Here is a 14,824-nt window from a genome sequence, read left to right on the forward strand (position 1 = left end):
GCACAGGGAGCACAAGGAGCACATGGACCTGGATCCGCGGGATCAGCGGGATCGTCGGGATCCGCGGGATCGAACGAATGACGTGGATCACGTCGACCACATGGACCACTTCGAGCGGCAGCTGACTCGGCTCATGCACAGCACCCAGGAGCACGCGGCCTTCGACGCCGGGCACCGGGACCGGCTGCACGCGGGCGTGCGGACCCGGCGCCGGGTGCGCGCGGCGCGCCGGGCGGCCGGTTCGGTGCTGGCGGTGGCCGGGCTCGGCCTCGGTCTGCTCCTGTGGCCGCACGGTCACCTCGACGACCGGCCCAGCGCACCGCACCCCCGGCCCGCCATCAGCCCGACCCCCCTGCCGACCACCTCGCCCAGCACGTCACCGAGCACCTCCGAACTGCCGAGCTCGTCCACGACGGAACCCGCGCCGCCCGACCCGGCCTCGTCCGGCTCCAGCACGCCCACATCAGTGGGGAGTTCGGCCACCACCGGCGGCCCGCCGCCGACCGCGACGGCCACCTCGCAGGACCCCGCCGGCACGACCGCGCCGGCCACGGCCCCGGCGACCGAACCGGCCGTACCGTCCGACACTCCGTCCTCGGTGCTCAGCCCGGCCGGCTGAGCCGCGCAATCCTCCCGCCCCACCTGCGTGCCTTCGGCATGCCCGACGAACAGGAACAAACGGGGAGCAATATGATGAAACTCCGACCTGGCCTACTGTCGCCCACGGCCCCCGCACGCCGGCGCGCCCCTCTGCCCGAGCAGGTGCCGGCCCAGTCCGGGGAGCCCGTGCTGGACCTGGCCGTACCGGTCTACAACGAGGAGAAGGATCTGGAGCCGAACGTCCGACGGCTGCACGCGCACCTGCGGGACACCTTCCCCTACCCCTTCCGGATCACCATCGCCGACAACGCGAGCACCGACGCCACCCCGGACATCGCCGCCCGGCTCGCCGACGAGCTGCCCGGGGTGCTCTCGCTGCGGCTGCCGGTGAAGGGCCGCGGCCGGGCGCTGCGGGCGGCCTGGTCGGGTTCGCGGGCGCCCGTGCTGGCGTACCTGGACGTGGATCTGTCCACCGGGCTCGCGGCGCTGCTGCCGCTGGTCGCACCGCTGATATCCGGCCACTCCGACCTGGCGATCGGCACCCGGCTCGCGCCCGGCGCGCAGGTGGTCCGCGGCGCCAAGCGCGAGGTCATCTCCCGTTGTTACAACGTCCTGCTGCGCTGCACGCTCGCCGTCGGCTTCTCCGACGCGCAGTGCGGCTTCAAGGCGGTGCGCCGCGAGGTCGCCGAACGGCTGCTGCCGCTGGTGCGGGACGGGGAGTGGTTCTTCGACACCGAACTGCTGGTCCTGGCCGAGCGGGCGGGCCTGCGGATCCACGAGGTCCCGGTGGACTGGGTCGACGACCCGGACAGCAGTGTCGACATCGTCGCCACCGCGCTGGCCGACCTGCGCGGGATCGCCCGGATGCGGCGCACGCTGGGCCGCCGCCGCGCCCGCACGACGGGAGCGGTCACCTCGTGACCTCGACCCTGCCCCGGACACCGGCCCGGGCCGCGCGGCCCGCCCCCGGCCTCCGGATGCGGGCCGCCGCCCGCCGGCACGGCCCGGTGCTCGCGCTCTTCGGCGCGCTGAAGCTGGCCGGTTTCTGCTCGTTCATGTACCTGCTGTCCTCGGCCGGGGACTACCGCACCAAGGACCCCCGGTTCGGCGGCGGAGCGCACGCCTGGGACGTGCTGGCCACCTGGGACGGCTGGTGGTACCAGCAGATCGCCCTGCACGGCTACGACCCGAAGCTCGTCCCGGTCCCGGGCGCCACCGGCATGATCACGTTGGAGGGCAACTCGGCGGCGTTCTTCCCGCTGTACCCCGCGCTGACGCGGATGGTCATGGCCGTCACCGGTCTCGGCTCGTACGGCGCCGGCCTGCTGGTGTCGGTCCTCGCCTCCTTCGCCGCCGCCCTCGGCGTCTACGCGGTCGCGGAGCGGTTCGGCGGCCGGCGGGCCGGACTGGCCGCGGCGGGGCTGTGGGCGGTGTGGCCGGGCTCGGGCGTGGAGTGGGCGGTCTACTCCGACTCCCTCTACGTGGCCCTGGCCGCCTGGACCTGCCACGCCGTCATGACCCGCCACTGGCTCACCGCGGGCGTCCTCGCCTTCACGGCCGGCCTCAACCGGCCCACGGCCGCCGCACTCGTCGCCGGGCTCGGCGTCGCCGCGCTGCTCTCGCTGCGCCGCCGCGAGGACGGCACGCTGCGCCCGCTGCTCGCGGCCGCCCTGGCCCCGCTCGGGCTCCTCGGCTATCTGCTCTGGGTCGGCGACCGCATGGGCGACCTGGGCGGGTACTTCAGGCTCCAGTCGGGCGCCTGGGCGCACGAGTTCGACTACGGCAGGCAGACCCTGGACGTGCTGACGTCCGTACCGGTGGGCCACTTCGGCGGCTACCTGTTCGCCTACCCCTTCGCGGACGTCATCGGCGTCGGCGTCGTCCTGCTGGCCTTCGCCCTGCTCCCCCTGCTGCTGCGCCTGCGCCCGCCGGCGGTGCTGGTCGTGCACACCGTCCTCACCATCGTCCTGGTCCTCGGCAGCCAGCAGATCTTCGCGAACGTCTCCCGCTATCTGCTGCCCTGTTTCCCGCTGTTCCTGCCGCTCGCGGCCGCGATGCGCCGGCTGAGCCTGCCGTTGGTGTGCACCGTGCTCGGCATCGCGGCGCTCGCCTCGGGGTCGTACGCGGGATACGCGCTGTTCGAGCTGGGGGTGCCGTGATCCGGCGCCACCGGCAGCACTAACCGAGGATCCCCCGGTCGTACCCCACCGCCACCGCCGCCGCCCGGTCGTTGACGCCGAGTTTGGCGTACAGGTGGGTGAGGTGGGTCTTCACCGTCGCCTCGCTGATGAACAGCTCACGGGCGATCTCGCGGTTCGACGTGCCCTTGGCGACCAGGACCAGCACCTCGCGCTCGCGGGCGGACAACGGCTCCGCGCCGGGCTGCCGGGGCGCGCGGACCGCGTGGACCAGGCGGGAGGCGACGGCCGGGGAGAGCACCGTACGGCCCTCGGCGGCGGCGCGCACGGCGGTGAACAGCTCCTCGCGCGGGGCGTCCTTGAGGAGGTAGCCGGTCGCGCCCGCCTCGATCGCGGGCAGGGTGTCGGTGTCGGTGTCGTACGTGGTGAGGACCAGGACCTTGGCGCGGGCGCCGCGCCGGGTCAGCTCCCGGATGGCCTCCACGCCCGAACCGCCGGGCATCCGCAGGTCCATCAGGACCACGTCCGGGTCCAGGGCCGCGGCCCGGTCGACCGCCTCCACGCCGTTCGCGGCCTCGCCGAGCACGGTGAAGCCGGGGGCGGACTCGAACATGCCGCGCAGGCCGTCGCGGACCACCGGGTGGTCGTCGACGATCAGCAGGGAAACGGGGGTGTCAGCGGTCATCGCGCACCAACGGTACGCGAGCCGACACCGCCGTGCCGTGCCCCGGCTCCGACTCGACCGTGAGCGAGCCCGCGATCCGCTCGGCGCGGGCGCGCATGCCGTCCAGACCGAAGCCACCGCTGCGGGTGCGCTCCGGTACGACGGCCGGGTCGAAGCCGGTGCCGTCGTCCCGGATGTCCAGCGTGACCTCGTCGCCCATGAAGGACAGGGTCACCCCGACGCGGGTCGCCCGGGCGTGCCGGGCCGCGTTGGACAGGGCCTCCTGGGCGATGCGCAGCAGGGTCGCCGAGACCTCGTCGTGCAGCTGCTCGGTGGTGCCGGTGACCGTGAACCCGGCGCGTACGCCGTTGCGTTCGCCCCATTCGGCGACCGTCTTCTTCAGCGCCTCCGGCAGCCCGTCGGCGGTCAGGGCGACCGGGGCCAGGTTGTGCACCGAGCGGCGGGCCTCGCCGAGGCTGTGCCGGGCGAGCGCGCAGGCGCGCTCCAGGTGGGTGCGGGCGGTGTCCAGATCGGGGGCGCTCGCCACGACCTGCAGCTGGGCGATGATCCCGGTCAGGCCCTGGGCGATGGTGTCGTGGATCTCGGCGGCGAGCCGGCGGCGCTCGTCGGCCACGCCCGCCTCCCGCGCCTGCACCAGGAGTTGTGCGTGCAGGGCGGCGTTCTCGTCAAGGGCCTGCTGCAACGCGGTGTTGATGCGCTCCAGTTCACCGATGGTCTCGGCCTGGACGGCGGCGCGGGCCTGCTCCTGCAGGGCGTACCGGGTGAACACGCTGACCAGGCCCATGTTGACGGCCAGGACGAGGAAGAAGCCGACCCACAGGAGCAGCCCGTGCGGCGGCCAGCCGCCGATCTCGCTGCCGGACATGGTGACGGCGGTCAGGAAGAGACCGGGCAGCACCAGCCGGTTCGGCAGGTCCCGGGTCGCGGTGTAGTAACCGGTCACGGCGTAGAAGGCGAAGAACGGGTTCGCCCAGGTCAGTACGAAGGCGATGGCCCAGCGCAGCAGGTAGAGGCAGACGCCGGTCCGGCTCGGGTCCGGCCGCCTCCGCCTCAGCCGTCCCCAGTACAGCTGCAGTACGACAGCGGCGGGCACGAGGACGGCGCAGACGACCATACCGGGCCGGTCCATGCCGACCGCGCGGGCGGAGAGCGCCGTCGCGACGGCACCGACGGCCAGCAGCGCCCAGGGCCCCCACGTGTCGAACGAGGCCCGGTACTGCTGGAGCGGGGTGTTCGTCATGCTCCCAGTCTCCGGCACGGCCCGCTCACTCCCAGCGGAACCAGCGGGCGGCCGCGGCCGTCAGCAGCACGGTCCACAGCGCGAGCACGCCCAGGTGCCCCCAGCCGGGCCAGTGTCCGGCCGCCGCCTCACCCAGAGCGCGGGCCGCAGCGCCGAACGGGGTGAGCTGGACCGCACGGGCCAGCGGGTGCGGCATCTCCTGCACAGGCAGCCACACGCCCGCGCAGAACATCATCGGGAAGAACACCGCCGAGCCGATCGCGCTCGCGATCTTCGTCGTGCGCGACAGCGCCGAGACGACGCAGCCGAGGGCGAGCGCCGAGGTCGTGGCGAGCAGCAGGGCCAGCAGATACCCGGCCGGCTGCCTGGGCAGCCTCACGTCGAAGGCGAGCCGGCCGACGCCGAGCGCGAGCAGCGCCGAGCCCAGCGCCACCGTGCCCAGCACGACCATCTGCGCAGCCAGCAGGGCGGAGGGCCGAACGGGGGTGAGCCGCATCCGGCGCAGGATGCCCCGCTCCCGGTGGCCGGTCAGGGCCTGGGGCAGGGACTGCACCCCCGACATGATGAGGGCGATCAGGACGGCGACGGGGACGTAGGCGTCGACGGGCCGCAGCCCGCCGAGGGACTTGTCGGCCTCCCGGAACGACGGGATCGAGCCGAGGACGACCAGGAGCAGCGTCGGGAACAGGAAGATCCAGAAGACGGCGCCGGGTTCGCGGCGGAACAGGCGGAACTCGGTGCGCAGGACGGCGGTGTTCATGCCGCGGCCTCCTTGGTCCGGTCGTCGGTCAGGTCCAGGAACGCGTCGTCGAGGGTGGCGTCCAGGACGCGGAGCTGATGGGCGGTGATGCGGCGTTGGGCGAGCAGGGTGATGACCGCGTTCACGGTCTCGTCGGTGCCGGACAGCGTGATCCGGCCGTCCTTGCGCTCGACCGAGGCGATGGCCGGGAGGGCGGCCAGGTCGTCGTCGTCCAGCGGTGCCGACGGGGTGAAGCTGATGACGGTGGCGCCCGCCGACCGGCGGATGAGCCCGGCCGGGGTGTCCAGGGCGGCCACCCGCCCCTTGTCGATCACCGCGATCCGGTCGCACAGCCGCTGCGCCTCTTCCATGAAGTGGGTGACGAGCAGCACGGTGACGCCGCTCGCGCGGACGTCCTCGATGAGCTGCCAGGTGTCCCGGCGGGCCCGTGGGTCCAGGCCGGTGGTCAACTCGTCCAGCACCACGAGGCGCGGGTTCCCGACGAGGGCCAGCGCGATGAACAGCCGCTGCTGCTGCCCGCCGGACAGCTTGGCGAACCGGGTGCCGAGCTTCGGCGCGAGACCGAGGCGTTCGGCGAGCGGCCGCCAGTCGGCCGCGCCCGGGTGGAAGGAGGCGTACAGCTCCAGCGCCTCGCGCACGGTCAGCTTGGGCTGCAGCTGGCTCTGCTGGAGCTGGGCGCCGAGGATCCTGGCGACGTCGTCGTGGTCGGCGACCGGATCCAGGCCGGCGACCCGCACCCGGCCGGCGTCGGGGACCCGCAGCCCTTCGACGCACTCCACGGTGGTGGTCTTGCCGGCGCCGTTCGGGCCGAGGATCCCGAAGACCTCGCCCTCCTCGACGGCGAAGGAGACGCCGTCCACGACGGCCCGGCCGCCGTAGGACTTGCGCAGATCGGTGACTTCGATGACGGATGGCATGCTCCGAGAATCCCGGGCGGACGGCCTTCGGCACATCGGCCGGCCCGCTCGAAGCGGCATCAGCCGATCGGTTGATGCGGGCCTGCGACGCCGCGCGCCGAACCCTCGATCGACGGGTCGAACCCGCAGGCCGCAGGAACCATGACGGACCAGGATCGGGCGAAAACCCAGTGGGCGATGTCAGTGCCGATCCGTACGCTCGCGGTGATGCCCACGACACGTGCAACCACCGAGGACCGTTTTGCCGTTCGAACCCTGCTGCGGCTGTGGCCGTACGTCCGCCCCGTGCGGGCGCGGCTGATCACGGCCGCGTTCGTCGCCATAGTCGCCTCGTGTACGGGGCTGGTGATCCCGCTCGTCCTGAAGTGGATCGTGGACGGGCCGGTCGCCGGCCGGGACCCGGCGGGAGTCTGGCTCGGCGCGCTGTATCTGCTCCTGCTCGGGATCGCCGAGGCGGTCCTGTTCGGCATACGGCGCCGCCTGGTGGCCCGTCCGCTGTCGCACGTCGAGGCGGAGATGCGGGCGGCCCTCTACAGCCGGCTGCAGCGGCTGCCCGTCGCCTTCCACGACCGCTGGGCCTCCGGCCAGCTGCTCTCCCGCGGCACGACCGACCTGATGCTGCTGCGCCAGTTCCTCGCCTTTCCCCTGACGTTCCTGCTCGTCAACGGGGTCACCATCCTCGTCGGCGTGGTCATCATGCTGCTGCAGGACTGGGTGCTCGGGCTGGTCATCCTCGGCCCTGCGATCCCCGTGATGTGGACCTGCGCCATCTTCGAGCGGCGGTACGCACGGGTGGCGCGGCGCGCACAGGACCAGGTCGGCGACCTGACGACGGTGGTCGAGGAGAGCGTGCTCGGCATCCGCATCATCAAGGGCTTCGGCCGGCACCGCAGCCAGGCGCGGGCGTTCCGCGAGCTGTCGGTCACCGTGCGCGGCACCGAGCTGCGCAAGGCGCGGCTGCTCGCCGCGATCTGGGGGGTCATCGTGACGCTGCCGGAGCTGGCGATCGGGGTGGCGCTGGTGCTGGGCGCGGTCCGGGTGGCCGACGGCGGGCTGTCGGCCGGCACGCTGGTCGCCTTTCTGAGCACGGCACTCGCGCTGCGGTGGCCGGTGGACTCGATCGGCTTCCTGCTGGCGATGAGCCAGGAGGCGGCGACGGCGACGGAGCGGTACTTCGAGGTGATGGACGAGGCGCCGGAGGACGAGGCCGCACCCTGCGAGCGGGGACGCACGACGACGACCGACGCCGGACTCCGCTTCGAGAACGTCCGGTTCCGCTACCCCGACGCGCCCCCCGGCTCCCCGCCCCTCCTCCACCGCATCGACCTCCACATCCGCCCCGGCGAGTCCATGGCCCTCGTCGGAGCCACCGGCAGCGGCAAGACCACCCTCACCGCCCTCGTCCCCCGGCTGCACGAGGTCACCTCCGGCCGGATCACCCTGAACGGCGTCGACATCGCCGCGATGCCCCGCGAGGAACTGCGCGAAAAGGTCGCCGTCGCCTTCGAGGAACCCACCCTGTTCTCCACGAGCGTCGGTGAGAACGTCCTGATGGGGGCCCCGGACGACGCCGGGAGGGCGGATCTCGACCGGGCCCTCGCGGTGGCCCAGGCCGACTTCGCGCACGCCCTCCCCCAGGGCACCGACACCCGCGTCGGCGAGCAGGGCCTCAGCCTCTCCGGCGGCCAGCGGCAGCGCCTGGCGCTGGCCCGCGCCGTGGTCGGCAGACCGCAGTTCCTGGTGCTGGACGACCCGTTGTCCGCCCTGGACGTGCACACGGAAGCAGCCGTGGAGGCCGCGCTGCGGCAGGTCCTCACCGACACCACCGCGCTGATCGTGGCCCACCGCCCGTCGACGGTGCTGCTCGCCGACCGGGTCGCCCTGCTCTCGGGCGGCCGGATCGCGGCCGTCGGCACCCACCAGGAACTCCTGCGCACCAACGCCGAGTACGCCCATCTGATGTCCGGGGACGAGGACGAGGAGGACTCCCGTTGACCACCACGACCGCCTCCACCCCCACCGCCGAGGACGACGAACTCCCCGGCCCGCACGGGAAGGGCGAGGACGGTGCCGGCGACGTCTTCGACCGGGACGTGCTGCCCGCCCCGCCCGGTGCCACGGCCGTGCTGCTGCGCTCCCTGCTCGCGCCCCTGAAGGCCCGGGCCGCGGTGACCACGCTCCTGCTGCTGTTCCAGCAGGCGGCGGTGCAGACGGGCCCGCTGCTGGTGGCGTACGCCATCGACAACGCCGTACCGGCGTTACGGAACCACCGCCACGGTCCGCTGGTCGCGGTGGGCGTCGGTTATCTGCTGTGCGCGCTGCTCTCCGGGGCGCTGCAGTTCGCGTTCGTCGAGGCCTCCGCCCGGGTCAGCCAGGACGTGCTGCTCGATCTGCGGGGCCGGATCTTCCGGCACGCGCAGGCGCTGAGCATCGACTTCCACGAGCGGTACACGTCCGGACGGCTGATCTCCCGCTCCACCACCGACGTCGAGTCGCTGCGCGAACTGCTGAACGACGGGCTCCAGGAGTTGGTGACCGTGGTGCTGTCGTTCGTCTACATCTCGGCGATGCTGCTGTGGCTGGATCCGGGCCTGGGCGCGGTCGCGGTGGCCTCCTTCGCGCCGCTGTACCTGCTCGTGCGGCTCTACCAGCGGCGCGCGGGGCGGGTGTACCGGGCGCGGTCCACGGCGATCGCGGCGGTGATCGTGAAGTTCGTGGAGACGATGAACGGCATCCGCCCGGTGCGCGCCTTCCGCCGGGAGGCTGCGAACGACGCCGAGTTCGCCGTCCTCAACCGGCGCCACGAGCGGACGAACGGCGACGCGATGCTGGAGATGGCCCGCTATGTGGTCGGCTCGCGGCTGGTGGCCAACACGGCGGTCGCGGGGATCGTGCTGTGGGGCGCCTACCGGGTGGCGTCCGGCTCGCTGGAGCTGGGCGTGCTGGCGGCGGCGGTGCTGTATCTGCGCCGGCTGTACGACCCGATCGACCGGCTGGGGATGTTCCTGAACTCCTACCAGTCGGCCGCCGCCTCCCTGGAGAAGATCGCCGGGCTGCTGGCGCAGACTCCGTCCGTGCCGGAGCCGGCGGCCCCGCGCGAACTTCCCCCTGCGCAGGATGAGCTGCCGGGCCGTGAGGTCGTCTTCGACGGGGTGCGGTTCGGATACCGCACGGGCGGCGAGGTGCTGCCCCGCTTCGATCTCACCCTTTCCGCAGGGCAGACGGTCGCCGTGGTCGGCGCCACGGGTGCGGGCAAGTCCACGCTCGCCAAGCTCCTCGCCCGCTTCTACGACCCCTCCGAAGGCCGCGTGCTGCTGGACGGGGTGGACCTGCGCGAGCTGTCCGTGCCGGAACTGCGGCGCGGGGTGGTGATGGTGACCCAGGAGGCGTTCCTGTTCTCCGGCACGGTCGCGGAGAACATCGCCATCGGCCGGCCCGACGCCACCCGGGAGGAGATCGAGCGGGCGGCGAAGGCGATCGGCGCGCACGAGTTCATCGGCGCGCTGCCCGACGGCTACGACACCGACGTCCGCAAGCGCGGCGGCCGCATCTCGGCCGGCCAACGCCAACTGGTGGCGTTTGCCCGCGCGTTGCTCGCCGACCCCGCGGTGCTGATCCTGGACGAGGCGACCAGTTCGCTGGACGTCCCGGGCGAACGGGCGGTGCAGCGGGCGATGGCGACGGTGCTGCGGGGCCGTACGGCGGTGGTGATCGCGCACCGGCTGTCGACCGTGGAGATCGCGGACCGGGTGCTGGTGATGGAACACGGCAGGATCGTCGAGGACGGCCGGCCGGACGAGCTGATCGGCGGCACGGGCCGGTTCGCGGGTCTGCACAGGGCGTGGCGGGACAGTCTGGCGTAGCCGCAGGACGGGCGGAGAACGGGGGCACCGGCGGGATGATCGACGCGTACGAGGATCCGGGCACGCCCGACACACGTGGCGGCTGGCGCTATCTGTGGTGGCTGGTGCTGCGCCAGCCGGGCCGGTCGGCGGCCGGGGCGCTGCTCGCCAGTGTGTGGATGGTGCTGCTGGCCGCGCAGCCGTACCTGATGGCGCGGGCCGTGGACGAGGGGCTGGTGCCGGGGCGGCCGGCGGTGCTGGCCGGGTGGTCCGCGGTGATGTTCGTGGTCGGGTCGGTGAACGCCTGGCTGAGCATCATGCGGCACCGCACGATGACCCGGGTGCGGATGGACGCCTACTTCCGCACGGTGAAGGTGGTCGTGGGGCAGGTGGTGCGGCTCGGGGCCGCGCTGCCGCGCCGGACCGGGGCCGGTGAGGTGGTGACGATCGGGGTCGGTGATGTGCACACCGTCGCGCAGTCGCTGACCGTGGTCGGTCCGGGCGTCGGCTCGGCCGTGGTCTACGCGGTGGTGGCCGGGCTGCTGCTCACGGTCTCGGTGCCGCTGGCCGCCGTCGTCCTGCTCGGGCTGCCGGTGATCGCGCTGGTCACCGGGCCGCTGACGCTGCGCCTGCAGGGCGCGGAGAGCGCCTACCGGGAGCGGCAGGGGGTGCTCACCGCGCGCATCGGCGACCTCGCGGGCGGGCTGCGCGTCCTCAACGGGCTGGGCGGCAAGGGGCTGTTCGCGGACGCCTTCCGGCAGGACTCGCGGCGGCTGCGGGCGCAGGGCTACCGGGTGGGCGCGGTGGCCAGCTGGGTGCAGGCGCTCGGCGTGGGCCTGCCCACCCTGTTCCTGGCCGTGGTGACCTGGCTCGCCGCCCGGCTCACGGCCCAGGGATCCCTCACCATCGGCGAGTTGGTGTCGGTGTACGGCTATGTGGCGGTGCTGATCGGTCCGGTGGCCTTCTTCGTGCAGATGGCCTACGACCTGAACCGGGGCGTGGTGGCCGCGCGCCGGGTGGTACGGCTGCTGCGGCTGGAGCCCGAGTCCGACGAGGGCACGCTGGCGGCGCCCGGCGGGCCGGCCGAGCTGTACGATCCGGCGTCCGGCGTGCGGGTGGTGCCGGGCCGGCTGACCGCGCTCGCCGCCGCCCGGCCGGCCGAGGCCGCCGCCGTGGTGGACCGGCTGGGCCGCTTCGGGCCGACCGACGCCACCTGGGGCGGGGTCCGGCTGGACGCCGTCCCGCTGTCGGACGTGCGCGGGCGCATCCTGGTGGCGGACAACGAGGCCCACCTGTTCGCCGGGGCGCTGCGGGAGGTCGTGGCCGCCGGGCACCCCGCCGACGAGGCGGCGCTCGGCCGGGCGCTGTACGCGGCCGCCGCCGAGGACGTCGTGCGCGGGCTGCCGGACGGGGTGGATGCGCCGGTGACGGGGCAGGGGCGCAGCTTGTCGGGCGGACAGCGGCAACGGGTGCGGCTGGTGCGGGCGTTGCTCGCCGGCCCCGAGGTGCTGCTCGCGGTGGAGCCGACCTCGGCGCTGGACGCGCACACCGAGGCGACGGTCGCGCGGCGGCTGCGCGAGGCGCGTCAGGGCCGTACGACGGTGGTGACGTCCACCTCGCCGCTGGTGCTGGACCGCGCGGACACGGTGGTGTTCCTGGTCGACGGGAAGGTCGCGGCGAGCGGACCGCACCGTCGGCTGCTCGCGACGGTGCCGGGCTATCGGGCGCTCGTGGCCCGGGACACGGAGCGGGACGCGGAAGGAGCCGTACGGTGACGGCGGGCGAGGGACTGCTGCCGGTCGCGGACCGGAGCCGGGTGCGGCGGGCCGCACTGCGGCTGGTGCGGGCCGACGGGCGGGCGTTCGCCGCCGCGCTGCTGCTGAACGCGCTGGCGGCGGGGGCGGGGCTGGTCGGGCCGTGGCTGGTCGGGCGGATCGTCGATGAGGTGCGGGCCGGCGGGCGGGCCGGGCAGGGCGTCGCCGTCGTCGACCGGCTCGCGCCGTGGATCCTGCTGTGCGCCCTGGCCCAGCTGCTGCTGGCCCGCTGGGCGCGGTACGTGGGCTACCGGTTCGGGGAGCGGACGCTGGCCCGGGTGCGCGAGGAGTACGTGGAGCGGGTGCTGGCGCTGCCCGCGTCCGTGGTGGAGCGGGCCGGCACCGGCGATCTGACGGCGCGCGGCACGGCGGACGTGGCGATCGTGGGCACCACGCTGCGGGACGTCGGCCCGGAGCTGCTGGTGTGCACGGTGCAGGCACTGTTCGTGCTCGGCGCGGTGTTCGCGCTCGACCCGCTGCTCGGCGCGTTCGGGCTGCTCGGGCTGACGCCGATCTGGCTGGCGCTGCGCTGGTATCTACGGCGGGCCAGGGACGGCTATCTCGCCGAGGGCGCGGCGACGTCCGAGGTCGCCGAGGTCGTGGCCGCGACGGCGGCCGGGGCGCGGACGGTCGAGGCGTTCGGGCTGCGGGAGCGGCGGATCGCCGCGAGCCGGGACGCGCTGGAGCGGTCCCGCCGTACCCGCTTCTACACGCTGTTCCTGCGGACGGTGTTCTTCCCGGCGGTGGAGGTGACGTACACGGTGCCCGTGGTGGGCGTGCTGCTGCTCGGCGGCTGGCTGCACCAGCGGGGCGCGGTCGGGGTGGGCGCGGTGGTGGCCGCGGCGCTGTATCTGCGGCAGTTCACCGAGCCGCTGGACCAGATCCTGATGCGCGTGGAGCAACTGCAGAGCAGCAGCGCCTCGTTCGCGCGCGTGGAGGGGCTGGCGCAGGCGCCGCACGGGCAGGACACGGCCGGCTGTCCGGTCCCGGCCGACGACCGGATCGATGTGTGCGGGGTGCGGTACGCCTACGGGCGCGGCGGCGAGGTGCTGCGCGGGGTGGACCTGACGGTACGGCCCGGGGAGCGGCTCGCGGTGGTGGGCCCGTCCGGTGCCGGCAAGACGACCCTCAGCAGGCTCCTGGCGGGCATCGACCGGCCCGGCGCCGGCACGGTGACGGTGGGCGGGGTGCCGGTATGCGAACTGGAGCCGGAGCTGCTGCGCCGCCAGGTGGTCCTGGTCACGCAGGAGCACCATGTCTTCCTCGGCACGGTCCGCGACAACCTGCTGATCGCCGAACCCGGCGCGGCGGACGCCGACTTGTGGGCGGCGCTCGCGGCGGTCGGAGCCGACGAGTGGGTCCGCGGCCTGCCGGACGGGCTAGGCACCCGGCTCGGTGAGGGAGGCTGCCGCCCCGACGGCTCCCAGGCCCAGCAACTCGCCCTGGCCCGGGTGGTGCTGGCCGACCCGCACACCCTGATCCTCGACGAGGCGACCGCCCTGCTGGACCCCACGACGGCCCGGCACGCCGAACGCGCCCTCGCCGCCGTCCTGCGGGGCCGCACGGTCATCGCCATCGCCCACCGCCTGCACACGGCCCACGACGCCGACCGGGTGGCGGTCATGGAGGACGGCCGCCTGACGGAACTGGGCACCCACGAGGCCCTGGTGACGGCCGGCGGCGCCTACGCGGCCCTGTGGCGGACCTGGCACGGGGACACCGCGGAGGGCTGAAACCGCCCGCGAGGCGACCGCTCCGCATATCGAACATGAACATCCGGTCAACGGACCATTTCCGGCCAACTTTATGACGCGGTCCTGACAGGTGTGCCGATCCCCTGTCACTCTTCCCAAGCCGACTCACAGCAACCCCACAGCCCCATCTGCTCCGCGTGAGCCGGCCTGCACGTGGTTCCGCGTAACGCCCTGTTCTGCCCGGACGTCCCAACCCACCGTCCGGTCTCCCCTGGCCGCGCGACCCGCGGCCACGCAGAAGGAGTCAGTGTTGAGAAGCAGTTCCTCTCGCAGACGCACCCCCCACACCCCGCGTCGCGCCGCCACCGTCGCCCTCGCCGGCGTCGCCGCCCTGATCGCCGCCGCCGTCCAGTCGGGCGCGGCCAGTGCCGCACCGGTGAAGCCGCAGCCCGGCAAGGCCGATCCGGCGCACATGGCCGTCAGGCTCACGCCCTCCCAGCGCGTCGAGCTGATCCGTCAGGCCGACGCCGGCAGGGCCGCCACCGCGAGGTCGATCGGCCTCGGCAGCAAGGAGCAGCTGGTCGTCAAGGACGTCGTCAAGGACGCCGACGGCACGCTCCACACCCGCTACGAGCGGACCTACGCCGGGCTTCCGGTCCTCGGCGGCGACCTGATCGTGGACACCAGGGCCGCCAAGACCATGGACGTCATCCGGGCGAGCCGCGCCACCCTGAAGGTCGCGGACCTCACCCCGGCCGTGCCGAAGGCGGCCGCCGAGAAGCAGGCCGTGCAGCGCGCCAGGGCCCTCGGGGGCAGCACGTCGGCCGCCGACTCCGTGCGCAGGGTGATCTGGGCCGGCAGCGGCACCCCCAAGCTCGCCTGGGAGACGGTGATCGGCGGCTTCCAGGACGACGGCACCCCCAACCGGCTGCACGTCATCACCGACGCCGCCACCGGCAAGAGGCTCTTCGAGTACCAGGGCATCGAGACCGGCGTGGGCAAGACCCGGTACAGCGGGCAGGTCACGCTGACCACGACACAGTCCGGTTCGACGTACACGCTGACCGACGGCGCGCGCGGCGGTCACAAGACGTACAACCTGAACCACGGCAGCTCGGGTACCGGGACGCTGTT

General features: G+C 73.7%; 10 protein-coding genes and 2 pseudogenes. 8 read left to right on the forward strand and 4 right to left on the reverse strand.

Annotated elements, in window-relative coordinates; translation table 11 throughout:
- Nucleotides 1-82 precede the first annotated feature (82 nt).
- The 3 genes and pseudogenes from ABZ919_RS40385 to ABZ919_RS40395 all read left to right on the forward strand — a co-directional run bounded on the left by ABZ919_RS40385 (nucleotide 83) and on the right by ABZ919_RS40395 (nucleotide 2,759).
- On the forward strand, nucleotides 83-619 hold the full coding sequence (locus ABZ919_RS40385; RefSeq protein ID WP_361258964.1) for a hypothetical protein: 537 nt from the start codon (nucleotides 83-85) through the stop codon (nucleotides 617-619).
- Nucleotides 620-657: 38 nt separating this feature from the next.
- Nucleotides 658-1,467: pseudogene (locus tag ABZ919_RS40390) on the forward strand (dolichyl-phosphate beta-glucosyltransferase); the annotation flags it as partial.
- 110 nt (nucleotides 1,468-1,577) lie between these two features.
- Nucleotides 1,578-2,759: a glycosyltransferase family 39 protein gene (locus ABZ919_RS40395; protein WP_361258988.1), complete on the forward strand. Its 1,182-nt coding sequence runs from the start codon at nucleotides 1,578-1,580 to the stop codon at nucleotides 2,757-2,759.
- A gap of 19 nt (nucleotides 2,760-2,778) precedes the next feature.
- Here ABZ919_RS40395 and ABZ919_RS40400 read toward each other — a convergent pair whose 3' ends face one another.
- From ABZ919_RS40400 to ABZ919_RS40415, 4 genes are read right to left on the reverse strand one after another with little or no spacing between them, the layout of a single operon-like run.
- Nucleotides 2,779-3,423, reverse strand: coding sequence for a response regulator transcription factor (locus ABZ919_RS40400; protein ID WP_361258967.1), 645 nt, complete (start codon nucleotides 3,421-3,423; stop codon nucleotides 2,779-2,781).
- Nucleotides 3,413-4,663 carry a sensor histidine kinase gene (locus tag ABZ919_RS40405; protein ID WP_361258970.1) on the reverse strand — a complete coding sequence of 417 codons (1,251 nt, stop codon included), beginning with the start codon at nucleotides 4,661-4,663 and terminating at the stop codon, nucleotides 3,413-3,415. Before ABZ919_RS40405 ends, ABZ919_RS40400 begins: the two co-directional genes overlap by 11 nt.
- A gap of 25 nt (nucleotides 4,664-4,688) precedes the next feature.
- A complete protein-coding gene (locus ABZ919_RS40410; protein ID WP_361258973.1) occupies nucleotides 4,689-5,423 on the reverse strand; it encodes an ABC transporter permease in 735 nt (244 codons plus the stop codon).
- Complete coding sequence (locus tag ABZ919_RS40415) at nucleotides 5,420-6,340, reverse strand: ABC transporter ATP-binding protein (RefSeq protein WP_361258976.1); 921 nt, start codon at nucleotides 6,338-6,340, stop codon at nucleotides 5,420-5,422. The genes ABZ919_RS40410 and ABZ919_RS40415 overlap by 4 nt, the downstream gene beginning before the upstream one ends.
- A gap of 207 nt (nucleotides 6,341-6,547) precedes the next feature.
- Here ABZ919_RS40415 and ABZ919_RS40420 point away from each other — a divergent pair, with 207 nt between their 5' ends.
- The 5 genes and pseudogenes from ABZ919_RS40420 to ABZ919_RS40440 form a co-directional block, all read left to right on the forward strand.
- Nucleotides 6,548-8,335 carry an ABC transporter ATP-binding protein gene (locus tag ABZ919_RS40420; RefSeq protein ID WP_361258979.1) on the forward strand — a complete coding sequence of 596 codons (1,788 nt, stop codon included), beginning with the start codon at nucleotides 6,548-6,550 and terminating at the stop codon, nucleotides 8,333-8,335.
- Nucleotides 8,332-10,203, forward strand: a complete 1,872-nt coding sequence (locus ABZ919_RS40425) for an ABC transporter ATP-binding protein (RefSeq protein WP_361258982.1) — start codon at nucleotides 8,332-8,334, stop codon at nucleotides 10,201-10,203. The genes ABZ919_RS40420 and ABZ919_RS40425 overlap by 4 nt, the downstream gene beginning before the upstream one ends.
- 35 nt (nucleotides 10,204-10,238) lie before the next feature.
- A complete protein-coding gene (locus ABZ919_RS40430) occupies nucleotides 10,239-11,957 on the forward strand; it encodes an ABC transporter ATP-binding protein (protein ID WP_361258991.1) in 1,719 nt (572 codons plus the stop codon).
- Complete coding sequence (locus tag ABZ919_RS40435; protein WP_361258985.1) at nucleotides 11,954-13,729, forward strand: ABC transporter ATP-binding protein; 1,776 nt, start codon at nucleotides 11,954-11,956, stop codon at nucleotides 13,727-13,729. Before ABZ919_RS40430 ends, ABZ919_RS40435 begins: the two co-directional genes overlap by 4 nt.
- 271 nt (nucleotides 13,730-14,000) lie before the next feature.
- Nucleotides 14,001-14,824: pseudogene (locus tag ABZ919_RS40440) on the forward strand (peptidase M4); the annotation flags it as partial.

This window comes from Streptomyces sp. NPDC046759, from assembly GCF_040645475.1.
GTDB lineage: Bacteria > Actinomycetota > Actinomycetes > Streptomycetales > Streptomycetaceae > Streptomyces.